The sequence below is a fragment of the Pseudomonas monsensis genome (genome assembly GCF_014268495.2).
GTDB classification, from domain to species: domain Bacteria; phylum Pseudomonadota; class Gammaproteobacteria; order Pseudomonadales; family Pseudomonadaceae; genus Aquipseudomonas; species Aquipseudomonas monsensis.
Window position 1 is genome coordinate 6,019,152 of sequence record NZ_CP077087.1, and the last position, 25,910, is coordinate 6,045,061.

Below are 25,910 nucleotides of genomic sequence, written 5' to 3' on the forward strand. Positions count from 1 at the left end.
TGAATGCGCGATCATCACTCAACCTGCAGCATTGTCCATACGCACCGCGCCACGGCGGTTCTGCCCAAACGCCATCACGCAGTTACGCCCCGCACCTTTGGCGCTGTACAGCGCCTGGTCGGCGGATTTGAGCACTTCTTCCGGCGTGCGCTGCTCGACGCGTTCGGCGACGCCAATGCTGACCGTCACCGAAACACTGGACGCACCGGCGCCACTGCGGCGCTGGCGACCTTGCTGGTCATCCTGCGGACGGTTTTCCTGATTGCGCAGTTGAATGTTGTAGGACGCAATCGACTCGCGGATAACTTCCAGGTGCGGCATGCATTCCTCGAGGGTTTTGCCTGCGAACACCAAGGCAAATTCCTCACCACCATAGCGATATGCCCTACCGCCACCGCTGATTTTCGACAGCTTGCTGGCGACCAGACGCAACACCTGGTCACCGACATCGTGGCCGTGGGTGTCGTTGAATTTCTTGAAGTGATCAACGTCGCTCATCGCCAGCACATAGTTACGGCCGAGGCGTTGCATACGTTCGTTGAGTGCGCGCCGCCCCGGCAGACCGGTGAGCTCATCGCGAAAGGCCATTTGATAGGCTTCGTGCGCCACGGCGGCAGCAATCATCAGCATCACCTGGCTGCACATGATGTTCAGGGTGAACGGCAGGATGAAGGTTTTCGGCAGCATCCAGAACACACCGAGCAAGCCGACCAGTTGCGCCGCATGCAGCGGACGCGGGTTACGCCAGTATTGCCAGGCCAACAGCAGGAATGCCGAGAGGAATACCGGATAGGACATCTGGATCAGGCTCATCCACGCGCCGTGCAGCGCTGGCCAGCGGATCTCCGAGAGCCACATCAGCAGCGCCTGTGGATAACTCTGCTCAAGACCGAGGGCGACACTGCCAAAAGCGAGCAACACCGCGAACCGCGCGACCATGTCCTGAAACAGGTGGGTGCGTTCTTGCCACGCCGCAAACAGACCGAACAGCAAGGGCAGCAGCAGGCAGACCAGGTGGAACACCACGGCGGCGTCGTCGCGCACCTTGCCGTTGTCGCGGTAATAGTCGGTCTGGGTGTCGAGCAGAAAGTAGGCGATGTACACGGTGAGCATCAGAAACAGTTCGCGCTGACGGCGGTAAACCGCGCAATACGCGCCGCCCAGCAACAGCACCAACGTCGGCAACACGTTGAACAGCGAAGTGAAGAACACGTTGAGGTCTTTGACGTACGCAGCCGCCAACCCCGCAAGTAACAACAGCAGTGATGGCAGGAAATGACTGAAACGTACAGCGGAAGAACGCGGCAAGGGTAAAGCTCCGACCCGTCATATCAAAGAGATGGCATTGTGCCTGCAATGTGGCCAGTTAAGCACACGCATTGTGATCCAGATCACATGCAGTCTCTTTAACGGCAGAAAACCTGACTATCTGAGCGATTTGCCAAGTTTTTTGCCTCCAGCGAGCCGATGGCCATCATGACTGATGGCCAGGCCTGGAATTATCCCTCAAAGATCGTTGTAGAACGGCAGTAACGGCCCCTCCGCCGGGCTGCGTCCTTCGGCGCCATAGGGCTTGAGCGAGAACAACGCGTCCGAAGCTTGGCGGGTGGTGACTTTCGGGCTGGCTGGCCGTTGGGTTACGGCGTTTTCGTCACCGATCTCACCTTGTGGCAGGACCAGCGACGGATGATCGAACGGCGCCCGCTCCCACGCCACGCGCGGATCGGTCAGGCCGACTTCCATGAATTTCACCAGTGCGTCGATCTCCTCAGGCGTCAGGTTGAGGCTGGTCATGTCCGGATCAAGATTCGAGGTGTTGTGCTGATTCGCCGCCGGATGTTCGAAGCCGCTGGTGTTGTTGGCGTCCTCGCCACGGCGGTCGCCGCCACGGTTGTAGAACTCCATCACCTGCTTGAGTGTGGCGCGGCTGCCGTTGTGGAAGTACGGGCCGGTCAACGCAATATTACGCAGGGTCGGGGTTTTGAAGGCGCCATCGACCGAATCGCGGAAGCCGACATTGGGTTTGAGCGAGGCGTCGCACGGGATCGCTGCGCTGAGTGGCGCTTCGAAGGTGCACACGTCGACGTCCAACGGATCGGGAATGCTGGCGCCCTGCAACACCTTGTTGTACTGACGGCTGAACGACCATGGATTGCCCCAGGCATCCGAGCCACCGAGGGCCAGGTCTTCGGAGGTCGGGCGCACGCCGGTGTTGTAGAAGCCGTTGTCGTAGAGCGTGGTCAGGTTATCGGCCATGACCATGCGTTCGATGCGTTCGCGCGGATGCATCAGCAAGCGGCTGGCAGCATTGGTCAGCTCCGGGCCCCCATGGCAATTGACGCATTTGCCCTTGCCGAGGAACAGGTTCATGCCCTCGACTTGCTGCGCGCTCATCGCGGTTGAGTCGCCCTGCAGGTAGGCGTCGATCGGCGCCTGATCAGAGATCAATGTCGATTCGTACATCTGAATCGCCAGACCGAAGAACAGCGGGAAATTGGCCTCCATCTGCGTGTACGGCGCGCCGCCGACCAGCACGTTTTGCGTGGCATTCCACAGGCGTGGCTGAAAAGCATTCTTGATCAGCTCGCGATAAGTCGGACGCCGCGCACCGGATACGGGCGCGAGCACGGAGTCGCTGGAGGAAATCCGCTGTTGCTTGAGCATCAACTGGTCGAGCATGCGTCGGCCGATGTCGGCAAAGGTGCGACCGCCGCAGGACATTTCCACCGCGCTGCCAGGTGGGCCTACCGCTTGCGAAGCGGCAGACGCATTGTTGAGTGCGAGTCTGACTTTGGTCGCCACGGGGTTGCGCTCGCTGGTCACGTAAATGCCGGCATCGGGATCACGATTGCCGAACGGCGAAAAACCGTTGAACACGTTGTTGGCCCGCCCGTCCCAGAAATTGCGCACGTTGAACGCCGCATTGATCACCGACGGCGCATTACGCCCGGTGCTGCGTCGTACATTGATGCCGCCGACCTGAAAGATCCCGTCCGGTTGCTGCGTGCATTTGTCGAATCGCGGCTGATTGGGTTTGACGAAGTTGGCATCGAACACGCCTTGCGAGCCGACCACGTCATCGCTCGAGTAAACAATCGGCGAGTTGCGATCCAGTGGGTTGCTCAATACGTGGGTCGGGAAATCGCTCTTTTTCAACGTGTAGTTCGGCCCGCCCTTGCCGCCGGACAACGTCGCGTAAGACGCCACGTCGCCGGGAATATCCGAGGCGACAAAGGGTTTGTTGAAGATCGAGGCAACGTTGGCATTGGTGTGCGCCTGACCGGGGTTGAGCTGGTTGGTGATGCGGTGATCGACGCCGGCGTGGTAGTGGCAGGACGCACACGCCGTGGCGCCATCGCTGCCGACTTCCATGTCCCAGAACAGCGCCTTGCCCAGCAGGATCGCTGCGGAGCGGTTGAGCACGTAGTCGCTCATCAGGTCGACCTTGCGCCCGCCCTCGGTTCCGGATGGGTCGGGCGGAACCATGCCCCGCAAGGACTGCAGGCTGGGTATTTCCGGGACGGGCGGATCGACTTCGGCCGGTGCAGCGGCCAGCGTGTTGAAAGTGGCGAGTGCAAGGGCTGACCAGACAAGTCGGCAGATGTTCATGTGCTTCACCCTGACGTTGTTGTTATGCGTTTTGCCGGGCGAGAGGCGTCGTGGAGCAGGACTGGATGTCTCGTTTGCGCCGGTTAATGGGCGCAGTGCAATTAATTGGCCAGCTCCTGTAGAAACATTTTGCATCAATAAACGCAGAGGGCCGTGCGCTGACAGCCACCGTTTCTGCTGGGGAATCGCCCCCAGAGTTGGGGATGAATTCAGCGCAAAAAAAACCGCTGCCCCTAAAGGAGCAGCGGTTTTCAAGCGACCGCGTTAAGGCTTAGTAGCCCAGTGCGAAGTCTTCTTCTTTCATGTCCATCAGGTTGTTGGCGCCCGACAGCATGGTGGCCACGTGAGTACGGGTACGTGGCAGGATGCGCTGGAAGTAGAAGCGCGCGGTTTGCAGCTTGGCGGTGTAGAACGCTGCGTCGCCAGTGCCTTCTGCCAGCTTCTCGGCTGCCAGACGCGCCATGTCGGCCCAGAAGTAGGCCAGGCAGGCGTAACCGGAGTACATCAGGTAGTCCACGGAGGCCGCGCCGACTTCTTCGCGATCTTTCATGGCGGCCATACCGACCTTCATGGTCAGCTCGCCCCACTCTTTGTTCAGTGCTGCCAGCGGTGCAACGAACTCTTTAACGGCTTCGTTGCCTTCGTTGTTCTGGCAGAACTTGTGGACGATCTTGGTGAAGCCTTTCAGAGCCTCGCCTTGGGTCATCAGCACTTTACGGCCCAGCAGGTCGAGTGCCTGGATGCCGGTGGTGCCTTCGTACAGCATCGAAATGCGGCTGTCGCGAACGTTCTGCTCCATGCCCCACTCGGCGATGAAACCGTGACCGCCGTAGATCTGCACGCCGTGGTTGGCCGCTTCGAAACCGACTTCGGTCATGAACGCCTTGGCGATTGGCGTCATGAACGCCAGCAGCGCATCGGCCTTCTTCTTCTCTTCTTCATCGACGCCGTATTTGACGATGTCGACCTGTTTGGCGGTGAAGTACACCATCGCGCGGTTGCCTTCGGCGAACGCCTTCATGGTCAACAGCATGCGACGTACGTCAGGGTGCACGATGATCGGGTCGGCAGCTTTTTCCGGCGCTTTCGGGCCAGTCAGGGAGCGCATTTGCAAACGATCGCGAGCGTATTTCAGACCACCCTGGAAGCCGATTTCGGCGTGGGCCAGCCCCTGCAGCGCGGTCCCCAGACGTGCGGTGTTCATAAAGGTGAACATGCAGTTCAGGCCTTTGTTCGCCGGGCCGATCAGGAAACCGGTGGCGCCGTCGAAGTTCATCACGCAAGTGGCGTTGCCGTGGATGCCCATCTTGTGTTCCAGCGAACCGCAGCTCACGGCGTTGCGTGCACCGAGGGTGCCATCGGCATTCGGCAGGAACTTTGGAACGATGAACAGGGAAATGCCTTTGGTGCCAGCCGGTGCATCCGGCAGACGAGCCAGCACGATGTGGACGATGTTGTCGGCCATGTCGTGTTCGCCGGCCGAGATGAAAATCTTGGTGCCGGAAACTTTGTAGGAACCGTCGGCCTGAGGTTCGGCCTTGGTGCGCAGCATGCCCAGGTCGGTGCCGCAGTGCGGTTCGGTCAGGCACATGGTGCCGGTCCATTCGCCGGAAACCAGTTTGGTCAGATAGGCTTCTTGCTGCTCAGGGGTGCCGTGCTCGGAGATGGTGTTCATCGCACCGTGCGACAGGCCTGGGTACATGCCCCACGACCAGTTGGCTTCACCGACCATTTCGCTGACGGCCAGACCCAGCGACTCCGGCAGGCCTTGACCACCGTGCTCGACGTCATGCGCCAGGCTTGGCCAGCCGCCTTCAACGAATTGCTTGTACGCCTCTTTGAAGCCCGTCGGGGTTTTCACGCCGGACTCGCTCCAGGTGCAACCTTCGAGGTCGCCCACACGGTTCAGCGGTGCCAGTACCTGCTCACAAAACTTGGCGCCTTCTTCGAGAATGGCGTCAACCATGTCTGGAGTTGCGTCTGCGCAAGCCGGAAGGCTCTGATAGTGCGCTTCGTAGCCGAGCAGTTCGTCACGAACGAAGCGAATATCACGCAAGGGGGCCTTGTAGTCAGGCATAGCGATAAACCTCTGCTGATGTAACCGGGAATGAACGACCGTGTTGATTTGTTGTGACGGTCAAACAGTTGTTTGAAACATACGTTTACGCCGAAATCTTGTCAAGCGTCGATCTTTTGCCGTTCGTCTTCCCTTCTTTCAAACGCCAGACACAGCAAACCGCCATGGACGCCAACGCGCCACAGGTACTGAAAAAAGATTAGTTGAGGAAGAAGGACTTACAACGCAAAACGCCGCGACAAGGCGCGGCGTTGTTCAGGCATGCAGCAAAAAATCAGGCAAACGTATCGATGATCGTACCGAGCATTTCATCGGAAGCCTTGGCGACTTTGACGCCCAGCTCCGCCTGAATCTTGCCTTGTGACATCTCGACCATATTGCTGGCCAGATCCGATTGCTGCGAACGATCGACACCACGCAGGCGATCGACCTGAACTTCGGACGACTGGCTGGTCACCGAGCGCTCAATGGTGCTGTTGGCGATCTGGCTGGCTGCCTGATCGACACGATTCTGCCCGGTCTGAATCGAGCTCAAACCCGCATAAAAAGCTGTGTTACCGGAGATTTCCATGAAAGCGCTCATCCTTGGGAAGGATCAATAGGCGCCATTGAATCAGACGTGCCAGAAAAACACCCGTCAAAAACACTAATGGCACAGTGCCTGCTCATAGCCAGCCTTCATGGGCTAAGCCTAGTCGAGCAGATCCAGTTGCAAATGCTCCGCCACCGCTTCGGCACTCAACGCCTTGAGCTTCGGCACCCGCCCCAGGCACGGCGCCGGAATCCGCTCGGCCAGCGTGGCAAGGTTCTCCTCCAGCCGGGAAGTCTTCGGGTCGATGATATTCGCCACCCACCCCGCCAGTTGCAGACCATCGCGGGCAATCGCCTCGGCCGTCAGCAACGCATGGCTGATGCACCCCAACCGCACGCCGACCACCAGAATTACCGGCAACTTCAATGCAATCGCCAGATCGGACAGATTGTCCTGATCAGCCAACGGCACCCGCCAGCCGCCCGCACCTTCGATCAAGGTGAAGTCGGCGTTCATGGCCAGAATGGCGCGCATCGGCGTCAGCAACGACTGCACCGTCAGCGCAACGCCCGCCTCGCGCGCCGCCAGATGCGGAGCAATGGCCGGCTCGAACGCGACCGGATTGACCTGTTGATAACTCAGCGGCACCGAACACTCGGCGAGCAGCGCCAGGGCGTCGGCATTACGCAACCCCTTCGGCGTCACCTCGCAGCCGGACGCCACCGGTTTGCCCGCCGCCGTACTCAACCCTGCTGACCGCGCCGCATGCAGCAACCCGGCAGCCACGGTGGTCTTGCCCACATCCGTGTCCGTTCCGGTGATGAAATAGGCTGCGCTCATAAGGGTTTCTCCAACACGGCGTAAACCACTTGATAGGTCGCCGGCAATCCCTGTGCCTGACGGTACTGCTCGTAAGCCTCGACCAGTCCGAGAATCCGCGCCCGCCCGGTCAAACCGCCCGGCCGGCCGGGATTCAGATTGTGCGCACCCAGCGCCTTGAGCTCATGGGTCAGGCTGCGCACATCCGGGTAATGCAGCACGTGCGCCTGAGTCTGCAGACTCGCCGTGCGCAAACCACTGGCTGCGCACAACTGCTCATACCGGGCGAACTCGCGGAAGCGGTTGACGTGCACCAGGCCATCGACCTGACGCCAGCTGTCGCGCAACTCAAACAGCGTCCCGACACAAAGACTAGCAAACGCAAAAAACCCGCCGGGCTTGAGCACGCGAAACGCTTCGCCGAGTACCGCTTCAAAATCCGCACACCACTGCACGGCGAGGCTGGAGAAGATCAGATCGCAGGTTTCATCATGCAGCGGCAGACGCTCCGCATCACCGGCGATGAAGTGCTGAGCACCACCCAACGGCCGTGCGTGAGTGAGCATGCCCTCGGCAATGTCCAGCGCCACGCCGTGACCGGCGACAAAACGCTCGGCCAGTGCGCGAGTGAAATACCCGGTACCACAGCCCACATCCAGCCAGCGCGATGGGACAAAATTTACCGGCAAGCGCCGCAGCAACTGCGCACCGACATCCCGTTGCAACTCGGCGACGCTGTCGTAACTGGCCGCTGCACGGGAAAAGGAGGCTGCAACCTGGCGCTTGTCAGGCAAGCCACCCGGCAGCACAAGAGACAGATCAGTCATCGGCGCACTCATGTAAAAACGCCTGGATCGCACCCGCTACTCCGTGCGGGTCTTCCAGCAGAAATCCGTGGCTGGCCTGTTCGATCAGACCAATTTCGATATCCGGCAGCAGGGCGAACAATGCGCCCGCCGCCTCGGCCGGTACCAATGCATCGAGGCCGGCAAACAGATGAAACTGCGGCCCGCGAAAGCTTTGCAACGCTTCGCGGGTGTCCAGTTGCGCGAGCAATTCCAGCCCGCCCATTAGTGCAGGCACAGCGGTGTGCGGCGCGCCACCGAGCATCAACCGGGACAGACCGCGCGAGTCCTGCGCGCCTTGGGCACACAACAGCGAGAAACGTTTGAGGGTGGTGCGCGGGTCGGCATTACAGCCAGCGAGAAAGGCATCGAACGTCTCGCCCGGCATTGCGCTCGACCATTGCTCATGGACAACGAAGCATGGATTGCTCGCCAGCGTCAGCAACCCGCAGCACCGTTCGCCACGGCGCGCCGCCAGTTCGGACGCGAGCATGCCGCCCAGCGACCAACCGCCGAGCCAGACGTCTTGCGCGATGCGCTCATCGAGTTCGTCGAGCCAGTCTTGCGGGTCACTGGAGTCCAGCTCTGGCAACGGTTCGATCTCGACATGCAAATGTTCATCGAGGCCCTGCAACGCCGCCGCCAAAGGTTCCAGCGGCGAAACGCCGAGGCCCCAGCCGGGCAACAGAATCAGACGATTACGCATGGCTTGGCTCCGACGACAATTGGGCAAAGCAATCCGCCAGTCCTTCTAACAATAGCTGCACCTGCGCCTCGCTGTGGGCGGCGGTCAGGGTGACGCGCAGCCGAGCGCTGCCAGCAGGCACGGTCGGTGGACGAATGGCGGTGACCATCAGTCCACGTTCGCGCAACATCTGCGACAGGCGCACGGCGCGACCGGCATCGCCGATCAGAATCGGCTGGATCGGGGTGAAACTGTCCATCAGTTGCAGGCCGATCTGCCCGGCACCGTGGCGGAACTGGCGGATCAACGTTTGAAGATGCTCGCGGCGCCAATGCTCGGTGCGCAGCAGCTCCAGACTTTTCAGCGTGGCACAGGCCAGCGCGGGCGGCTGGCTGGTGGTGTAGATGTAGGGCCGGGCGAACTGGATCAGGCTTTCGATCAGCTCCGCGCTGCCGGCAACAAAGGCGCCGGCGGTGCCGAAGGCTTTGCCGAGGGTGCCGACCAACACCGGCACATCCTCCTGGCTCAAACCAAAATGCTCGACGATGCCGCCGCCGTTCGCGCCCAGCGGCCCGAAACCGTGGGCATCATCGACCATCAACCACGCGCCTTTGGCTTTGGCTTCACGGGCCAGTGCGGGCAGGTCGGCAATATCACCGTCCATGCTGAACACGCCATCGGTAACCACCAGCGTATTGCCGGTGGCTTTCTCCAGACGCTTGGCCAGGCTGTCGGCATCGTTGTGCAGATAACGATTGAAGCGCGCGCCGGACAACAGCCCCGCATCCAGCAACGAGGCGTGGTTGAGGCGGTCTTCCAGCACCGTATCACCCTGCCCGACCAGCGCCGTGACCGCGCCGAGGTTGGCCATGTAACCGGTGGTGAACAGCAGCGCACGCGGGCGACCGGTGAGATCGGCGAGCGCTTCTTCGAGGGCATGGTGCGGGGCGCTATGGCCGATCACCAGATGCGACGCCCCGCCACCCACGCCCCAACGCGCGGCGCCGGCACGCCAGGCTTCGATCACCTGCGGGTGATTGGCCAGGCCCAGGTAATCGTTGTTACAGAACGCCAGCAACGGCTGGCCGTCGACCACCACTTCAGGCCCTTGCGGGGACTCGAGCAGCGGTCGCTGGCGATAGAGATTTTCGGCACGACGGGCAGCAAGGCGTGCGGCGAGATCGAAAGACATGCAGGCCTCGACAGTCAGATCACATGAATCACGATGGACACAGCGCCTGTGGGAGCTGGCTCGCCAGCGATGGCGGCGGCACATTCGACATAGATGTTGCCATCCAGTCCGCTATCGCTGGCGCGCCAGCTCCCACAGGGTTTTGTATCGCATCAAAAAAATCAGACCGCGGCGTTATAGAACTGCTCGCTGCTCTTCTGCTCCACAAGCGCCTGCTCGATCGCCGCCTGGTGCACTTCATCGGAATGCTCTTCGCGCGCTTCCGGCTGAATGCCCAGACGTGCGAAGAGTTGCATGTCCTTGTCAGCCTGCGGGTTGGCCGTCGTCAGCAACTTGTCGCCGTAGAAAATCGAGTTGGCGCCGGCGAAGAACGCCAGGGCCTGCATCTGCTCGTTCATCGCTTCGCGGCCGGCGGACAGGCGCACGTGGGATTGCGGCATGAGGATGCGCGCTACGGCGAGCATACGGATGAAGTCGAACGGATCAACATCGTCGGCGTTTTCCAGCGGCGTGCCGGCGACCTTCACCAGCATGTTGATCGGCACCGATTCCGGATGCTCCGGCAGGTTGGCCAACTGGATCAGCAGATTGGCGCGGTCGTCCAGCGACTCGCCCATGCCGAGAATACCGCCGGAGCAGATCTTCATTCCCGACTCACGCACGTAGGCCAGGGTCTGCAGGCGCTCGCTGTAAGTACGGGTGGTGATGATGCTGCCGTAGAACTCAGGCGAGGTGTCGAGGTTGTGGTTGTAGTAATCGAGGCCGGCCTTGGCCAGCGCTGCGGTCTGCTCCTGATCGAGACGACCGAGGGTCATGCAGGTTTCCAGGCCCATGGCTTTCACGCCTTCGACCATCTTCAGCACGTACGGCATGTCTTTGGCCGACGGGTGTTTCCACGCCGCGCCCATGCAGAAGCGCGTCGAACCGATGGCTTTGGCGCGGGCGGCCTCTTCGAGAACCTTCTGCACTTCCATCAGCTTTTCTTTTTCCAGACCGGTGTTGTAGTGACCGGACTGTGGGCAGTACTTGCAGTCTTCCGGGCAGGCGCCGGTCTTGATCGACAGCAGGGTCGAAACCTGCACGCGGTTGGCGTTGAAGTGTGCGCGGTGCACGGTCTGCGCCTGGAACAGCAAGTCGTTGAATGGCTGTACGAAGAGGGCTTTGACTTCGGCCAGAGACCAGTCGTGACGCAGGGTGGCAGTAGTGCTCGCGCTCATGGGTAGTTCCTTGGTTATGCTTGGCTCGCGACCGGGGAAACAGAATACCCACAGGCGCTACACGGATGTTCGGCATATTTAAGGAAGAGTCATGCGCTGTCAACCACGATACAAAGGACAGGTTTACATCTGTTTAAAAAACGTACAGACCTGCTTACTGTGCGATGAGCCTGCAGACGAAAAAACGCCCCTCTGCGTGGCCTGCGAAACCGAACTGCCATGGCTCGGCGACCATTGCCAGCGCTGCGCCCTGCCACTCTCCGCCGCCGACCTGACCTGTGGCGAGTGCCTGCTAGAGCCTCCGGCGTTCGAACAGGTGGTGGTGCCGTGGCGCTATGGCTTCCCGGTCGACAGTTTGATTACGCGCTTTAAACACAACGCGAAATGGCCGTTTGGTCACCTGCTCGCCGACGTTGCCGGACAATACCTGCAACATCGTTTCGATGAGGGGTTGCCGCGTCCGGATGTGTTGTTGCCAGTGCCGCTGGCGAACAAACGTCTGCGTCAACGCGGGTTCAACCAGGCTGCGATGTTGGCGCGCTGGTTGAGTCAGTCGCTGGGGCTGCCGTGTGAAGAAACGGTTCTGCGCCGCATCAAGGACACCGACGCCCAGCAGGATCTCGACGCCAAGGCGCGTAAAGGTAATCTGCGCAATGCGTTCGAACTCGTGCCAGATTCGCAGGTACAAGGCCGGCATTTGGCGTTGGTTGATGATGTGCTGACTACTGGCGCGACGGCTCAAACGCTTGCGCGCCTGCTGCTGAACGCAGGCGCTGCGCGGGTCGATGTCTATTGCCTGGCCCGCACGCCGAAACCCGGTACCTGAAACCAACACAATCCCCTGTGGGAGCGAGCTTGCTCGCGAAGGGGCCAGCCCATTCAAAATCAACGTTGACTGACTCGCCGCTTTCGCGAGCAAGCTAGCTCCCACAGGGTTCTGCGTCAGGCTTGACTCTCCCGTTGCAAGCGACCAACTTCCCCCCTCACCGCCACAGCAAAAAAAGCGCCCTTTCATGTCCATGCCTTCCCTGTTGTCCCAGCACATCGTCCGCCGTCCGCAGCGCATCGCCCTGCTGCAACACATTGCCGAACAGGGTTCGATCACCCGCGCCGCAAAAAGCGCCGGGCTGAGTTACAAAGCGGCGTGGGACGCCATTGATGAACTGAACAACCTGGCGCAGAAACCGCTGGTCGAACGCGTCGTCGGTGGCAAGGGCGGTGGCGGCGCGAAACTGTCCAGTGAAGGCGAACGCGTGCTGCGCCTTTACCAGAAATTGCAAGCCTTGCAGGCACAGGTTCTGGAAGCGGCGGAAGACGCCAGCGATCTCGATCTGCTCGGTCGGCTGATGCTGCGCACCAGCGCTCGCAACCAGTTGCACGGCAAAGTCGTGGCGATCGAGGCGCAGGGCCGCAACGACCTGGTTCGCCTGGAACTGGCCGAAGGCCTGTGGATCAATGCGCAGATCACCCACGACAGCACTGTGCACCTGGAACTGCAGCCGGGCACGGAAGTGGTGGCACTGATCAAGGCCGGCTGGCTTGAATTGCTCGCGCCGGACCAAGCTGCAACATCTGGACACAATCTTCTGAGCGGCACCCTCGAAGCCATTCTCGACGCCGAAGACGGCCCCAGCGAAGTGCGCATCACCCTGCCCAACGGCCACACCCTCTGCGCGCTGGCTGAGCCGCTGCACCTTCGCACGTGCGGGCTGGGTATCGAGCAACCGGTGCAGGTGCAGTTCTCGCCGTCCAATGTATTGATCGGCACGCCGCTGTAACGGACCTTCTGCCACAAAAGCTTCATCGCCCCCCATTAAGGTTGCTGCCAAAACCATGCAGGGAGCCTGATGTGAGCATATTAGAAGAAAACCAATCCACCGATCTGGAAAAAATGGTCGGCCTCAGCCGTCGCGGTTTCATCAGCGCCGGGGCCTTGTGCGGTGCCGCGATGTTCCTCGGCGGCAACTTGCTGAGCCGCAGCGTCATGGCAGCCAGCGTCAGCGCCGGCAACAGTCGCCTGCTCGGTTTCGAGAGCATTCCCGCCGCGACCACCGACGTTATCAGCCTGCCCAAGGGTTACAAATCTTCGGTGCTGATCAGTTGGGGGCAGCCGCTGCACAAGAACGGTCCGGCCTTCGACCCGAGCGGCAATGGCACCGCTGCTGCACAGGAAGTGCAGTTCGGTGACAACAATGACGGCATGAGCCTGTTCGCCTTCCCCGACGACAAAAACCGCGCGTTGATGGCAATCAACAACGAATACACCAATTACCGCTACCTCTACCCGCACGGCGGCATGCCGCAATCGGCCGAAGACGTGCGCAAGGCGCTGGCCTGCGAAGGTGTGTCGGTGATCGAAGTGCAGCGCAAGAACGGCCAGTGGCAGTTCGTCCAGGGCTCGCGTTACAACCGCCGGATTCACGGTAATTCACCGCTGCGCATCAGTGGCCCGGCCGCGGGTCACGAGCTGATGAAAACCGCCGCCGACAAGCACGGCAAAAAAGTCCTCGGCACGTTCCAGAACTGCGCCAACGGCAAGACGCCGTGGGGCACCTACCTGACCTGCGAAGAGAACTTCACCGACTGCTTCGGCAGCAGCAACGCCCAGCAGCAGTTCGACCCGGCGCAGAAACGCTACGGCGTGTCGGCCGCCAGCCGCGAGATCAACTGGCACCCGTTCGACCCGCGTTTCGACATGGCGAAGAACCCCAACGAACTCAACCGTCACGGCTGGGTGGTCGAGATCGACCCGTTCGACCCGCAATCGACCCCGGTCAAACGCACCGCGCTGGGCCGCTTCAAACATGAAAACGCCGCCCTGGCCGAGACCGACGACGGTCGCGCCGTGGTGTACATGGGCGACGACGAGCGTGGCGAGTTCATCTACAAATTCGTCAGCCGCGATCGCATCAACCACCGCAACGCCAAGGCTAACCGCGACATCCTCGACCACGGCACCCTGTACGTGGCCAAGTTCGATGCCGGCGACGGCAATCCCGATCACCCGAAAGGCCAGGGCCAGTGGATCGAACTGACCCACGGCAAGAACGGCATCGACGCCAGCAGCGGTTTCGCCGATCAGGCCGAAGTGCTGATCCACGCCCGCCTCGCTGCCAGTGTCGTTGGCGCGACGCGCATGGACCGCCCGGAATGGATCGTCGTCAGTCCGAAGGACGGCCAGGTCTATTGCACCCTGACCAACAACGCCAAACGCGGCGAAGACGGCCAGCCGGTGGGCGGCCCGAACCCGCGCGAGAAGAACGTCTACGGGCAGATCCTGCGCTGGCGCACCGACCGCGACGATCACGCGTCGAAGACGTTTGCCTGGGACCTGTTCGTGGTCGCCGGCAACCCGGGCGTGCATGCCGGGACGCCGAAGGGTGGCTCCTCCAACATCACCCCGCAGAACATGTTCAACAGCCCCGACGGCCTGGGTTTCGACAAGGCCGGGCGCTTGTGGATTCTTACCGACGGCGACTCGAGCAACGCCGGGGACTTTGCCGGGATGGGCAACAATCAGATGCTTTGCGCCGATCCGGCAACCGGCGAGATTCGCCGCTTCATGGTCGGGCCGATTGGTTGTGAAGTGACCGGGATCAGCTTCTCGCCGGATCAGAAGACCTTGTTTGTCGGAATTCAGCATCCGGGCGAGAACGGCGGTTCGACCTTCCCCGAGCATTTGCCGAATGGCAAGCCGCGCTCTTCGGTGATGGCGATTACCCGTGAGGACGGCGGAATAGTCGGCGCCTGATCCATCGCCTTCGCGAGCAAGCTCGCTCCCACATTTGGAATGCGATCCACTGTGGGAGCGAGCTTGCTCGCGAAAGGACCGATCAGACACCAACCAACTACCCCGCTGCCATCTGCGCTACCATGCCGGGCCGGACGCAGCAGCCTGCTGCGCGCAGGAGTCAGCATGGCCCACCCGTTTGAAACCCTCACTCCCGACCTTGTACTCGATGCCGTCGAAAGCATCGGGTTCCTGAGCGATGCGCGCATCCTCGCGCTAAACAGCTACGAAAACCGTGTCTATCAGGTCGGTATCGAAGACTCCGAACCGCTGATCGCCAAGTTCTACCGTCCGCAGCGCTGGACCAACGAAGCCATCCTCGAAGAACACCAGTTCACCTTCGAACTGGCCGACGTCGAGATCCCGGTGGTTGCGCCACTTATCCACAACGGCCAGACCCTGCACGAACACGCCGGTTTCCGTTTCACCCTGTTTCCCCGTCGCGGCGGCCGTGCCCCGGAGCCGGGCAATCTCGATCAGCTGTATCGCCTCGGCCAGTTGCTCGGACGGATTCATGCGGTCGGCGCAACCAAGCCGTTCGAGCACCGTGAAGCGCTGGGGGTGAAAAACTTCGGCCATGATTCGCTGAGCACGCTGCTCGAAGGCAACTTCATTCCCAAGAGCCTGTTGCCCGCCTACGAGTCCGTCGCCCGCGACCTGCTCAAACGCGTGGAAGATGTGTACGCCGCCACGCCGCACCAGAACATCCGCATGCACGGCGACTGCCACCCCGGCAACATGATGTGCCGCGACGAGATGTTCCACATCGTCGACCTCGACGACTGCCGCATGGGGCCGGCGGTGCAAGACATCTGGATGATGCTGGCCGGCGACCGTCAGGAATGCCTCGGCCAACTGTCGGAACTGATGGACGGCTACAACGAATTCCATGACTTCGACCCGCGTGAACTGGCGCTGATCGAACCGCTGCGCGCCCTGCGCCTGATGCACTACAGCGCCTGGCTGGCGCGGCGTTGGGATGACCCGGCGTTCCCGCACAGCTTTCCGTGGTTCGGCACCGAGCGTTATTGGGGCGATCAGGTGTTGGCGTTGCGTGAACAGCTGTCCGCGCTGAATGAAGAACCCCTGAAACTCTTCTGATTAAAACCTGAACCCTGTGGGAGCGAGCTTGCTCGCGAAGGCGTCATGTCAGTCAGCATAATGTTGAATGTCAGTCCGTATTCGCGAGCAAGCTCGCTCCCACATGGGTTCTGTGTTCACACTTTTCTGACCAATCAGCTCAGGCATTCGTCGACAAATCTCCTTACAATCCCTGCTTTGATAGCTGCCTAAGCAAGGACTCTGCATGCAAGCCGCCAACCCGCGTCGCGGGTACATTCTGGGCCTCAGTGCCTACATCATCTGGGGCCTGTTCCCGATCTATTTCAAAGCCATCGCCGAAGTCCCGGCGGTCGAAATCATCATTCACCGGGTGCTGTGGTCGGCGCTGTTCGGCGCCTTGTTGCTGATGGTGTGGAAGCATCCCGGCTGGTTGCGCGAGTTGCTGGACAACCCCAAGCGTCTGGCGATCCTGGCCCTGAGCGGCACGCTGATCGCGGCCAACTGGCTGACTTACGTGTGGTCGGTGAACAACGGCCGCATGCTGGAAGCGAGCCTCGGTTACTACATCAACCCACTGGTCAACGTGCTGCTGGGGATGCTGATTCTCGGCGAACGCCTGCGGCGCATGCAGTGGATCGCCGTCGGCCTGGCAGCGGTCGGCGTGGCGCAGCAGGTGTGGCAGGTCGGCAGCTTGCCGTGGGTGTCGCTGGTGCTGGCGCTGACCTTCGGTTTCTACGGGTTGATCCGCAAGCAGGCGCCGGTCAAGGCGCTGCCGGGGCTGGTGGTGGAAACCTGGATGCTGGTGCCCATCGCCGTGGCCTGGCTGTTGTTCAACCAGACCGCGAGCAGCGCGCAACCCGAGTTCTGGACCACCTCGGCCGCTTGGTGGCTGGTCGCCGCCGGGCCGGTCACGCTGGTACCACTGGTGTGCTTCAACGCCGCCACCCGCCATTTGCCCTACACCACCATCGGCTTCCTGCAATACCTGGCGCCAACCCTGGTGCTGCTGCAAGCGGTATTGCTGTTCGGCGAGCACTTGTCGTCGAGCACTCTGGTCGCGTTCATCTTTATCTGGGCGGGGCTGGCCGTTTACAGCGTCGACGCCGTGATCAGTTTGCGTCGACGCAGTTGATCAAAAAACGCACAAAGCTTTGCAGGCCACGGTTATCGTGGCCTGCAACATTCCTTCCCAAGGTTATCCACAGCGTGATCCCCGCCGATTGTGCGCAAGTCACTGAATGCTGGCGGTTTTTTGATCAGTTCTTCGCAAGCCCCGGCCGGCCTGGCGCTGCGCCCGGTCTCTACAGGTTATCCACAGGCAGGTGCACGTTAAAACTGGATAACCCGAATACGCCTTAAACGTCGGTGCGTAACACCAGTTCGACCATCAGATCATCGGCCAGGGTTTCCAGACGCGATTGCAGCACGTCCAGGGACAAGGTCAGCGGCACCGCCAGAATCGCCTCGGCGTGGAACAGCGGTTCGCTGCTCATCGGTGCCGGGCGCACTTCGGTCACCAAACGTTCAAGGTTGACGCCCTGCTCGCTCAGCAGCCGGGTGATGTCACGCACGATCCCGGGGCGATCATTGCCTACCAGCTCCATGGCGATCGGTTTCCAGGTGCAGGATTGCTCGATGCCGCTTTCGGCAATCAGCACGCGAATGCCCTGCGCCGACAGTGCTTGTAGGGAATCGACTAATTCGTCGTAAGCCTCCGCCGGCACGCCCACCCGCAAAATCCCGGCGAACTGCCCGGCCATGCGTGACATGCGGCTTTCCAGCCAGTTACCACCGTGCTCGGCGATGCATTGGGCGATGCGCTCGACCTGCCCGGGCTTGTCCGGGGCGAAAACAGTGAGTACGAGATGGTCCATGGCGCAGCCCTCTTGTCATGACTTTTGTTATAGAAAGGCAAGTATAGGCAAGGGGCCCAAATCGGCTTGCAGTGCGGTGTACTTGTGGCAAGGGTGCGTGCCAAGCGGTGCCCTGGCAGGCGAACCGTATTTATGTGTACAACTTTTGATATTTAACTGGAACAATCCAATGGTTTTTTGAGAACATCCCGTTCCGCGATGTGACCGCAATGCGACATGAGGTCGCAGAACGACGTTATTAGTCTGATTTTCACAAGCGCAACTCATCATGTAGTATGCCGCAGCGCGCACTACATAACGCTGGACCGATGTCTGCCCAAGGCACGTTCGCAACCTTGAAAGCCCCGTCAGCAAGGCCCCAAGCCGTTGATTGGTCCCAGCCCAGCCGCCAGCAATGGCATGTACTGGTCGGAAGGTTTGTGGTTTAAATGGCCAGAGGCTTCATTGTTAAATTGAAGAGCTGAAAAGCGAAATAGCTGAGCAGAGTGAGGCAAGCAATGACTGAACACGTTCAAGTCGGTGGCCTGCAGGTCGCCAAAGTCCTGTTCGACTTCGTGAACAACGAAGCCATTCCCGGTACCGGCCTCACCGCCGAACAATTCTGGGAAGGTGCCGACAAGGTCATTCACGACCTGGCACCGAAGAACAAAGCCCTACTCGCCAAACGCGATGACTTCCAGGCTCGCATTGATGCCTGGCATCAGGAACGTGCCGGCAAAGCGCACGACGCTGTAGCCTACAAAGCCTTCCTGCAAGAAATCGGTTATCTGCTGCCAGAAGCGGCTGATTTCCAGGCAACGACGCAAAATGTCGACGATGAAATCGCCCGTACTGCCGGTCCGCAACTCGTGGTGCCGGTGATGAATGCCCGCTTCGCTCTCAATGCCTCGAACGCCCGCTGGGGCTCGTTGTACGACGCCCTCTACGGCACCGACGCGATCAGCGAAGACGGTGGCGCGGAAAAAGGCAAAGGCTACAACAAGGTGCGTGGCGACAAAGTCATCGCCTTCGCCCGTGCCTTCCTCGACGAAGCCGCGCCACTGGCTGCCGGCTCCCACGTCGACTCCACCGGTTACAAGATCGTTGACGGCAAACTGCTGGTCTCCCTCAAGGGCGGCAGCAACACCGGCCTGCGTAACGATGCTCAGCTGATCGGCTTCCAGGGCGACACCAACGCGCCCATCGCGATCCTGCTGAAACACAACGGTCTGCACTTCGAAATCCAGATCGACGCCAGCACCCCGGTCGGCCAGACCGACGCTGCCGGCGTCAAAGACGTCCTGATGGAAGCGGCACTGACCACCATCATGGACTGCGAAGACTCCGTGGCCGCCGTCGATGCCGACGACAAAGTGGTGATCTACCGCAACTGGCTCGGCCTGATGAAGGGCGACCTGTCCGAAGAAGTCGCCAAGGGCGGCCAGACCTTCACCCGCACCATGAACCCGGATCGCAGCTACACCACGCCGAATGGCGGTGAAGTGACCCTGCACGGCCGTTCGTTGTTGTTCGTGCGTAACGTTGGCCACTTGATGACCATCGACGCGATCCTCGACAAACACGGCAACGAAGTGCCGGAAGGCATCCTTGACGGTCTGGTCACTTGCCTCGCGGCGATGCACAACCTCAACGGCAATACCTCGCGCAAGAACACTCGAACCGGTTCCATTTACATCGTGAAACCGAAGATGCACGGCCCGGAAGAAGCGGCGTTCACCAACGAGCTGTTCGGTCGCATCGAAGACGTGCTGGGGCTGAAACGCAATACGCTGAAAGTCGGGATCATGGACGAGGAGCGCCGCACCACGGTCAACCTCAAGGCCTGCATCAAGGCCGCCAGCGAGCGCGTGGTGTTCATCAACACCGGTTTCCTCGACCGCACCGGCGACGAAATCCACACCTCGATGGAAGCCGGCCCGATGGTGCGCAAGGCCGACATGAAGGCCGAGAAGTGGATCGGCGCCTACGAAAACTGGAACGTCGATATCGGTCTGAGCACTGGCCTGCAAGGTCGCGCGCAAATCGGTAAAGGCATGTGGGCGATGCCTGACCTGATGGCCGCGATGCTCGAGCAGAAAATCGCGCACCCGCTGGCCGGTGCCAACACCGCCTGGGTTCCGTCGCCAACGGCTGCTGCGCTGCATGCGCTGCACTACCACAAGGTCGACGTGTTCGCCCGTCAGGCCGAACTGGCCAAACGTGCCCGCGCCTCGGTGGACGACATCCTGACCATTCCGCTGGCGGTCAACCCGAGCTGGACGCCGGAGCAAATCAAGAACGAACTGGACAATAACGCCCAGGGCATTCTCGGTTACGTGGTGCGCTGGATCGACCAGGGCGTCGGTTGCTCGAAAGTGCCGGACATCAATGACGTCGGCCTGATGGAAGACCGTGCCACGCTGCGTATTTCCAGTCAGCACATCGCCAACTGGCTGCGCCACGGTATCGTCACCGAAGCGCAAGTGATGGAAAGCCTCAAGCGCATGGCGCCGGTGGTCGACCGTCAGAACGCCAACGACCCGCTGTACCGTCCGCTGGCGCCGGACTTCGACAGCAACATCGCCTTCCAGGCGGCGGTCGAACTGGTGATCGAAGGCACCAAGCAGCCCAACGGCTATACCGAGCCGGTGCTGCACCGTCGTCGTCGCGAGTTCAAGGCTGCCAATGGCCTGTAAATTTGCGTAGATGTGAAAAAGCCCTGGTCGAGAGATCAGGGCTTTTTTGTTTGTGCGGTGGATTGGATTTTTGTGGTGGGCTTGAGAACCATCCCCCTCACCCCAGCCCTCTCCCCCAGGGGGGAGAGGGGGAAAGGGAGCGGATTTATAGGCTTTTCAAAATCTGAGCTCGGCTCAGGAATTGCCAAGGGTAGAGGGGAAAGGGAGCCGATCTCTGTGCTTTTCAAAATCTGAGCTCGGCTCAGGAGTTGCCAAGGGTAGAAGGGAAAGGGAGCCGATCTTTGTGCTTTCAAAACCGGAGTTCGACTCGGGAATCTCAGGTCGGTGTACCTCAAACATTCACCGCGGTCAGTCCCCTCTCCCTCCGGGAGAGGGCTAGGGTGAGGGTGAGGGTGAGGGGCTCTTAGGGTTCAATCCCCAATTCATGTTTCACCAACGCCAACAACTGGCCCGTATCAATCGGCTTGAGCAAAAAATCCACCACGCTCAAATGCATCGCCGCAATCGCGTCTTTCACATCGGCATCGCCGGACACGATGATGATCGGCATCGCCGCCCTTACCGACTCTCGCACCTGACGGACCAGCTCAAGCCCACCGACATGGCCCATGCGCAGATCGGTAATCACCAGCCCGATCGAAGGTTTTTCCTCGAGCATCTTCAGCGCCGTCTCGCCACTGGCGGCGGTCATGCAACGAATGCCATCCAACGCGAGAATCTCCGACAACAGCTCCCGGGCGTCCTTGTCGTCATCGACGATCAGCACACGCTGCGGTGGCAAGTCAGGCTCGAGCATGACTGCACTGAGCGCTTCTCGCTCGGCATCGCTCAAAATATCGTGGTCGGACATAGCGTTCTCTACGTGTTCAAATCAATCACCTGGCACAGTCGTCAGACATCGCTAAGCAGAGCTTCAATGTGCACTTCGTCGGATTTTTTTCCAAGAGGCCGGCGGGCGAATTTCCGACTGTTTTTGTAGGGCACTTCCCAAATGTGCCCAACGGCAGCTCAAACCTAGACTTACGTCCAATGGGCACCCCGTTCGCAGGGGCCGACCATGACGGCAACGATCCGACAACAACAATTCAAAAAAGACTGCGGTAATGGTTATGAGTAAAGCGGACGCCTTCACCCAGGCAGGGAAAACCGCGGTGTTGCAGAACATTCAGGGAACCCTGCAATTCCTCCAGCGCTTCCCGCCCTTCAATCAGATGGAACATGCCCACCTGGCTTATCTGGTGGAGCAATGTCAGCTGCGTTTCTACGCTCAGGGCGAGAGCATCATCAAGCCCGCCGACGGGCCGGTCGAATATTTCTACATCGTCAAACAGGGCCGTGTGGTCGGCGAGCGTCAGCACATCACCAAGCCCGGCACCGAAACCACTTTCGAGATCACCACCGGGGAATGCTTCCCGCTGGCCGCACTGATAGGCGAACGGGCGACCCGCACGGCGCACCTGGCGAGCGAAGACACCTTCTGCCTGCAATTGAACAAACCGGCATTCATCAAACTGTTCGCGCTCTCCAACACCTTCCGCGATTTCGCCTTGCGCGGGGTCAGCAGCCTGCTCGATCAGGTCAACCAGCAAGTCCAGCAGAAAGCCGTGGAAACCCTCGGCACCCAGTATTCGCTGAACACCCGCCTCGGCGAGCTGGCCATGCGTCATCCGGTGACCTGCAGTCCCGACACGCCGCTGCGTGAAGCGGTCAAGCTGATGCACGACCAGCAGGTCGGCAGCATCGTCGCGGTGGATGAACACAAGGCGCCGCTGGGGATCTTCACCCTGCGCGATCTGCGCCATGTGGTGGCTGAAGGGATTGGCGATTTCAGCGAAGCGCTCGCGCGGCACATGACCCCGTCGCCGTTCTATCTGTCGCCGGATCACAGCGCCTTCGACGCGGCGATTGCCATGACCGAGCGGCACATCGCCCACGTTTGCCTGGTCAAGGATCAGCGCCTGTGCGGCGTAGTCTCCGAGCGCGATCTATTCTCGCTGCAACGGGTTGACCTGGTGCACCTGGCCCGGACCATCCGCAGCGCCCAGCGCGTCGAACAACTGATAACCCTGCGCGGCGAGATCGGCCAACTGGTCGAGCGCATGCTTGCCCACGGCGCGTCTTCGACGCAGATCACCCACATCATTACCCTGCTCAACGACCACACCGTGTGCCGGGTGATCGAGTTGACCCTCGCGGAAAAAGGCGACCCTGGCGTGCCGTTCAGCTGGCTGTGTTTCGGCAGCGAAGGCCGCCGCGAGCAGACGCTGCACACCGATCAGGACAACGGCATTCTGTTCGACGCCCGCGATGCGGCGGATGCGGCGCAGATTCGCGGCAAGTTGCTGCCGATTGCCCAGCAGATCAATCAAAGCCTGGCGCAGTGTGGCTTCACTCTGTGCAAGGGCAACATCATGGCCGGCAACCCCGAACTGTGTCTGTCGCGGGCGGAATGGGCGCGGCGTTTTGCAGCGTTCATCCGCGAGGCCACGCCGGAGAACCTGCTGGGTTCGAGCATCTACTTCGACTTGCGGGTGGTCTGGGGCGATGAAAAAAGCTGCGAGCAGTTGCGCCGCGGCATTCTCGAGCAGGTCGGCGATAACCGTTTGTTCCAGCGCATGCTGGCCGAGAACGCCCTGCGCAATCGCCCGCCGGTGGGACGTTTCCGCGAGTTTGTGCTGGCACGCAAGAACGGTGAAAAAGCCACGCTGGACCTGAAGATCCAGGGCCTGACGCCGTTTGTCGATGGTGCTCGACTGTTGGCGCTGGCCAACGGCATCGACACCAACAACACCCTCGAACGTTTTCGCCAACTGGTGGATAAGCACGTCATCGAACCGCTGGATGGCGCGGCGTATGAAGAGGCCTATCACTTCATCCAGCAGACGCGCATGCAACAGCATCAGATCCAGACCCGGGAGAATCTGCCGTATTCCAACCGCGTCGATCCCGACAGCCTCAATCATCTGGACCGGCGCATCCTGCGTGAATCCCTGCGCCAGGCGCAACGCCTGCAAAGCAGCCTGGCCTTGCGGTATCAGCTATGAGCCTGTTCTCGTGGCTGCGTCCAGCCGGCCCTGCCCTGACGACGGATGTGCAGCAACGCCTGGCGCAGTTGCCGACGATCGGCGAACTGAGCGAATGCAGCCTGCGCGAACAGCGCTGGGTGGTGCTCGACCTGGAGACCACCGGGCTGAACCTGAACAAGGACCGCGTCTTGTCGATCGGTGCGGTGGTGATCGAGGACGGCGCGATCGACTTCAGCCAACAGTTCGAACGCACGTTGCAATGCCGGGAGCTGAAGCTCAGCCCCAGTGTGTTGATTCATGGTCTGGGGCCGAATGCGATTGCGGCGGGCAGCGATCCCGCCGAGGCGTTGCTGGAATTCATGGCGTTTGTCGGCGACAGCCCGGTGCTGGCGTTTCACGCGCCGTTCGATCAGCACATGCTCGGGCGCGCGTTGAAGGAACACTTGGGCTACAAGCTGCAGAACGTGTTTCTGGATGTAGCCGACATGGCGCCGCTGCTGTGCCCGCAGGCGAACATCCGCGAAGCCGGACTGGATGAGTGGATCGAGTGGTTCAGGCTCGAAGTGTTCGAGCGGCACAACGCGAGTGCCGATGCGTTGGCGACGGCGGAACTGGCGTTGATTCTGTTCAGCCGGGCGCGCCAGCAACAGATTCACAGTCCGTTGAATTTGCAGCAGCGGCTGAGCCAGTGGAAGCGGCGGCAACAGGCGCCGTCTTTTTAACAACATCCTCACCCCAGCCCTCTCCCGGAGGGAGAGGGAGCCGACCGTGGTGTCTGCAGCCTTGCATCGACCTGAAAGACCGAGTCGATTGTGGATTCACCGCAACGCGCTCAGGTCGGTAGACCTCCAGAATATCCCTCGATCAGTCCCCTCTCTCGCCGGGAGAGGGCCAGGGTGAGGGTCTGCCTTTTAAACACCCACCTGACCAGTGGCCAATTGCTAACCATTCCCACCTCTGCCAGAATCGCGAACAATTCTCGTTGGTTAATATTTCCCAATCGGTGCGTCTGGTGTCGTCAGTCCCAAGCCCTCACAGTGAACTCGTCGGTGCGATGTATCGCGACCATCGCGGTTGGCTGCTGGCATGGTTGCGGCGCAATGTGGCCTGTCCGCAGCGTGCCGAAGACCTGAGCCAGGACACCTTCGTGCGCCTGCTCGGTCGCGACGGGCTGCTGACGCCCCGCGAACCCCGGGCGTTTCTGCTGGCTATCGCCAAAGGGCTGTTGTTCGACTACTTCCGTCGCGCCGCACTGGAACAGGCCTACCTCACCGAACTGATGCTGATCCCCGAAGGCGAACAACCTTCGGTGGAAGAACAGCAACTGATCCTCGAAGACCTCAAGACCATCGACCGCCTGCTCGGCACCTTGTCGACCAAGGCGCGCGCCGCTTTCCTGTATAACCGCCTCGACGGCCTCAGCCATGCCGAGATCGCCGACAAGCTGGGCGTCTCGGTGCCGCGCGTGCGGCAGTATCTGGCTCAAGGCATTCGTCAGTGTTACATCGCCCTGTACGGTGAGCCGACATGAGCCCGGCCAGTTCCAGACCGGTGCCGGCCCATGTGCTGGATGCGGCAATTGCCTGGCAACTGACGCTCGATTCGAGCACTGCGCTGGAGCGCGAAGAGTTCGCCAAATGGCACGCGGCCAACGAAGAACACGCCCGGGCCTGGCGCCAGTTGGGCATGCTCGATCAGCGTTTCAGTGCCGCCAAAGGCCCGGCCCGCAGCGCATTGCTGCAATCGCGCGAAGGCATTCGCCGCCGGGTGCGCAGACTGGGCAGCGGACTGGCCAGCGTAATGGTGCTCATCGGTCTCGGTCTGTTCGCCAGCGAGCGTTATCTGCCGCTGGATTACTGGCTCGCCGATCAACGCACCGCCACCGGCGAACAGCGCACCGTGCGCCTGGCCGACGGCACCGTGCTCAACCTCAACACCCACAGTGCGGTGGATGTGCGCTTCGATGAGCAGCGCCGGTTGATCGTGTTGCAGGAAGGCGAAATCCTCGTCGAAACCGGTCATGGTGATGCGCGTCCATTTATCGTCGAAACCCGTGAGGGCAGCATGCGCGCGCTGGGGACGCGGTTCCTGGTCAAGCGCGAAAACAGCGGCACACGCCTGAGCGTGTTGCAGTCGGCGGTGGCGGCGCATGCGCAAACAAATCCCGAAGAACAGATTCTGCGCGAAGGCCAGCAAGTGCTGTTGCGCCGTGACGGGCTGGATTCGATTGTCGCACTCAACCCCGGCGCCGATGCCTGGACCCGCGGCATGCTGGTGGTGGACAACGCGCGACTGGGCGACCTGGTGCAGGAACTGAGTCGTTATCGGCGCGGACACTTGGGCGTGGCACCGGAAGTGGCGGACTTGCGGATCACCGGCAGCTTCCCGCTGCATGACACCGACAAGGCCTTGAGCGCCCTGCTGCCGACCCTGCCGGTGCAGATCGAGCAGCACACGCCGTATTGGGTCACCGTGGCGAAGGCCGATACCAAGCCTGAGTAACGCGG

Annotated in this window: 21 protein-coding genes; 10 read left to right on the forward strand and 11 right to left on the reverse strand. The window is 60.9% G+C overall.

The genetic code is table 11. From position 1 onward, the window contains the following. Window positions 1-18 precede the first annotated feature (18 nt). From HV782_RS26685 to bioB, 9 genes are all read right to left on the reverse strand, one after another. Window positions 19-1,308, reverse strand: coding sequence for a GGDEF domain-containing protein (locus tag HV782_RS26685; RefSeq protein ID WP_123469314.1), 1,290 nt, complete (start codon window positions 1,306-1,308; stop codon window positions 19-21). A gap of 198 nt (window positions 1,309-1,506) precedes the next feature. Next, window positions 1,507-3,609, reverse strand: coding sequence for a cytochrome-c peroxidase (locus tag HV782_RS26690; RefSeq protein WP_186746530.1), 2,103 nt, complete (start codon window positions 3,607-3,609; stop codon window positions 1,507-1,509). A 271-nt stretch (window positions 3,610-3,880) separates the two neighbouring features. Then, window positions 3,881-5,686 (reverse strand): phenylacyl-CoA dehydrogenase, encoded by a 1,806-nt coding sequence (locus HV782_RS26695; protein WP_186746528.1) that lies wholly within the window; start codon window positions 5,684-5,686, stop codon window positions 3,881-3,883. Window positions 5,687-5,960: 274 nt separating this feature from the next. Continuing rightward, window positions 5,961-6,257: a pyrroloquinoline quinone biosynthesis protein PqqE gene (locus HV782_RS26700; RefSeq protein WP_186746526.1), complete on the reverse strand. Its 297-nt coding sequence runs from the start codon at window positions 6,255-6,257 to the stop codon at window positions 5,961-5,963. A gap of 120 nt (window positions 6,258-6,377) precedes the next feature. Next, window positions 6,378-7,058: a dethiobiotin synthase gene (gene bioD, locus HV782_RS26705; protein ID WP_123469322.1), complete on the reverse strand. Its 681-nt coding sequence runs from the start codon at window positions 7,056-7,058 to the stop codon at window positions 6,378-6,380. Next, window positions 7,055-7,864 carry a malonyl-ACP O-methyltransferase BioC gene (gene bioC / locus HV782_RS26710; protein WP_186746524.1) on the reverse strand — a complete coding sequence of 270 codons (810 nt, stop codon included), beginning with the start codon at window positions 7,862-7,864 and terminating at the stop codon, window positions 7,055-7,057. The genes bioD and bioC overlap by 4 nt, the downstream gene beginning before the upstream one ends. After that, window positions 7,857-8,588, reverse strand: coding sequence for an alpha/beta fold hydrolase (locus HV782_RS26715; protein WP_186746522.1), 732 nt, complete (start codon window positions 8,586-8,588; stop codon window positions 7,857-7,859). Before HV782_RS26715 ends, bioC begins: the two co-directional genes overlap by 8 nt. Next, complete coding sequence (bioF, locus tag HV782_RS26720; RefSeq protein ID WP_123469328.1) at window positions 8,581-9,759, reverse strand: 8-amino-7-oxononanoate synthase; 1,179 nt, start codon at window positions 9,757-9,759, stop codon at window positions 8,581-8,583. Before bioF ends, HV782_RS26715 begins: the two co-directional genes overlap by 8 nt. Window positions 9,760-9,920: 161 nt before the next feature. After that, the gene (gene bioB, locus HV782_RS26725; protein WP_128616182.1) at window positions 9,921-10,976 is read right to left on the reverse strand and encodes a biotin synthase BioB; all 1,056 of its coding nucleotides are present in this window, start codon (window positions 10,974-10,976) and stop codon (window positions 9,921-9,923) included. Window positions 10,977-11,067: 91 nt separating this feature from the next. On the opposite strand from bioB, the gene HV782_RS26730 reads away from it, so the two are divergent. The 5 genes from HV782_RS26730 (at window position 11,068) to rarD (ending at window position 16,960) form a co-directional block, all read left to right on the forward strand. Beyond that, a complete protein-coding gene (locus HV782_RS26730) occupies window positions 11,068-11,802 on the forward strand; it encodes a ComF family protein (protein WP_186746519.1) in 735 nt (244 codons plus the stop codon). 187 nt (window positions 11,803-11,989) lie between these two features. Further along, window positions 11,990-12,754 (forward strand): TOBE domain-containing protein, encoded by a 765-nt coding sequence (locus HV782_RS26735; protein WP_123469334.1) that lies wholly within the window; start codon window positions 11,990-11,992, stop codon window positions 12,752-12,754. A gap of 71 nt (window positions 12,755-12,825) precedes the next feature. After that, window positions 12,826-14,727, forward strand: a complete 1,902-nt coding sequence (locus tag HV782_RS26740; RefSeq protein WP_186746516.1) for a PhoX family protein — start codon at window positions 12,826-12,828, stop codon at window positions 14,725-14,727. 165 nt (window positions 14,728-14,892) lie between these two features. Further along, window positions 14,893-15,867: a serine/threonine protein kinase gene (locus HV782_RS26745; protein ID WP_123469338.1), complete on the forward strand. Its 975-nt coding sequence runs from the start codon at window positions 14,893-14,895 to the stop codon at window positions 15,865-15,867. Window positions 15,868-16,072: 205 nt separating this feature from the next. Further along, window positions 16,073-16,960 carry an EamA family transporter RarD gene (gene rarD / locus HV782_RS26750; protein WP_128616267.1) on the forward strand — a complete coding sequence of 296 codons (888 nt, stop codon included), beginning with the start codon at window positions 16,073-16,075 and terminating at the stop codon, window positions 16,958-16,960. Window positions 16,961-17,183: 223 nt separating this feature from the next. Here rarD and HV782_RS26755 read toward each other — a convergent pair whose 3' ends face one another. Next, window positions 17,184-17,702 (reverse strand): glycine cleavage system transcriptional repressor, encoded by a 519-nt coding sequence (locus HV782_RS26755; RefSeq protein ID WP_007966538.1) that lies wholly within the window; start codon window positions 17,700-17,702, stop codon window positions 17,184-17,186. Between the two features lie 497 nt (window positions 17,703-18,199). Between HV782_RS26755 and HV782_RS26760 the strand changes: the two genes are divergently transcribed. Next, window positions 18,200-20,377, forward strand: coding sequence for a malate synthase G (locus HV782_RS26760; RefSeq protein ID WP_186746513.1), 2,178 nt, complete (start codon window positions 18,200-18,202; stop codon window positions 20,375-20,377). Window positions 20,378-20,780: 403 nt separating this feature from the next. Here the strand turns inward: HV782_RS26760 and HV782_RS26765 are convergent, their stop codons facing one another. Next, window positions 20,781-21,227, reverse strand: a complete 447-nt coding sequence (locus HV782_RS26765; RefSeq protein ID WP_123469346.1) for a response regulator — start codon at window positions 21,225-21,227, stop codon at window positions 20,781-20,783. 259 nt (window positions 21,228-21,486) lie between these two features. Here HV782_RS26765 and HV782_RS26770 point away from each other — a divergent pair, with 259 nt between their 5' ends. The 4 genes from HV782_RS26770 to HV782_RS26785 all read left to right on the forward strand — a co-directional run bounded on the left by HV782_RS26770 (window position 21,487) and on the right by HV782_RS26785 (window position 25,905). Continuing rightward, a complete protein-coding gene (locus HV782_RS26770; protein ID WP_302467484.1) occupies window positions 21,487-23,421 on the forward strand; it encodes a DUF294 nucleotidyltransferase-like domain-containing protein in 1,935 nt (644 codons plus the stop codon). After that, entirely contained in the window at window positions 23,418-24,125 is a 708-nt protein-coding gene (locus HV782_RS26775) for a 3'-5' exonuclease (RefSeq protein WP_123469350.1), read from the forward strand. Before HV782_RS26770 ends, HV782_RS26775 begins: the two co-directional genes overlap by 4 nt. Before the next feature lie 332 nt (window positions 24,126-24,457). Then, window positions 24,458-24,934 carry an RNA polymerase sigma factor gene (locus HV782_RS26780; protein WP_189655873.1) on the forward strand — a complete coding sequence of 159 codons (477 nt, stop codon included), beginning with the start codon at window positions 24,458-24,460 and terminating at the stop codon, window positions 24,932-24,934. Further along, a complete protein-coding gene (locus tag HV782_RS26785; RefSeq protein ID WP_123469352.1) occupies window positions 24,931-25,905 on the forward strand; it encodes a FecR domain-containing protein in 975 nt (324 codons plus the stop codon). Before HV782_RS26780 ends, HV782_RS26785 begins: the two co-directional genes overlap by 4 nt. Window positions 25,906-25,910: the final 5 nt, after the last annotated feature.

Coding starts and splice junctions, on each gene's coding strand:
- HV782_RS26765 (WP_123469346.1), bottom strand. CDS start 21,227: ATGTCCGACCACGATATTTTGAGCGATGCCGAGCGAGAAGCGCTCAGT.
- HV782_RS26700 (WP_186746526.1), bottom strand. CDS start 6,257: ATGGAAATCTCCGGTAACACAGCTTTTTATGCGGGTTTGAGCTCGATT.
- HV782_RS26735 (WP_123469334.1), top strand. CDS start 11,990: ATGTCCATGCCTTCCCTGTTGTCCCAGCACATCGTCCGCCGTCCGCAG.
- HV782_RS26775 (WP_123469350.1), top strand. CDS start 23,418: ATGAGCCTGTTCTCGTGGCTGCGTCCAGCCGGCCCTGCCCTGACGACG.
- HV782_RS26695 (WP_186746528.1), bottom strand. CDS start 5,686: ATGCCTGACTACAAGGCCCCCTTGCGTGATATTCGCTTCGTTCGTGAC.
- HV782_RS26690 (WP_186746530.1), bottom strand. CDS start 3,609: ATGAACATCTGCCGACTTGTCTGGTCAGCCCTTGCACTCGCCACTTTC.
- bioD (WP_123469322.1), bottom strand. CDS start 7,058: ATGAGCGCAGCCTATTTCATCACCGGAACGGACACGGATGTGGGCAAG.
- HV782_RS26715 (WP_186746522.1), bottom strand. CDS start 8,588: ATGCGTAATCGTCTGATTCTGTTGCCCGGCTGGGGCCTCGGCGTTTCG.
- bioB (WP_128616182.1), bottom strand. CDS start 10,976: ATGAGCGCGAGCACTACTGCCACCCTGCGTCACGACTGGTCTCTGGCC.
- HV782_RS26730 (WP_186746519.1), top strand. CDS start 11,068: ATGCGCTGTCAACCACGATACAAAGGACAGGTTTACATCTGTTTAAAA.
- HV782_RS26755 (WP_007966538.1), bottom strand. CDS start 17,702: ATGGACCATCTCGTACTCACTGTTTTCGCCCCGGACAAGCCCGGGCAG.
- HV782_RS26760 (WP_186746513.1), top strand. CDS start 18,200: ATGACTGAACACGTTCAAGTCGGTGGCCTGCAGGTCGCCAAAGTCCTG.
- rarD (WP_128616267.1), top strand. CDS start 16,073: ATGCAAGCCGCCAACCCGCGTCGCGGGTACATTCTGGGCCTCAGTGCC.
- bioC (WP_186746524.1), bottom strand. CDS start 7,864: ATGACTGATCTGTCTCTTGTGCTGCCGGGTGGCTTGCCTGACAAGCGC.
- bioF (WP_123469328.1), bottom strand. CDS start 9,759: ATGTCTTTCGATCTCGCCGCACGCCTTGCTGCCCGTCGTGCCGAAAAT.
- HV782_RS26785 (WP_123469352.1), top strand. CDS start 24,931: ATGAGCCCGGCCAGTTCCAGACCGGTGCCGGCCCATGTGCTGGATGCG.
- HV782_RS26770 (WP_302467484.1), top strand. CDS start 21,487: ATGAGTAAAGCGGACGCCTTCACCCAGGCAGGGAAAACCGCGGTGTTG.
- HV782_RS26745 (WP_123469338.1), top strand. CDS start 14,893: ATGGCCCACCCGTTTGAAACCCTCACTCCCGACCTTGTACTCGATGCC.
- HV782_RS26780 (WP_189655873.1), top strand. CDS start 24,458: ATGTATCGCGACCATCGCGGTTGGCTGCTGGCATGGTTGCGGCGCAAT.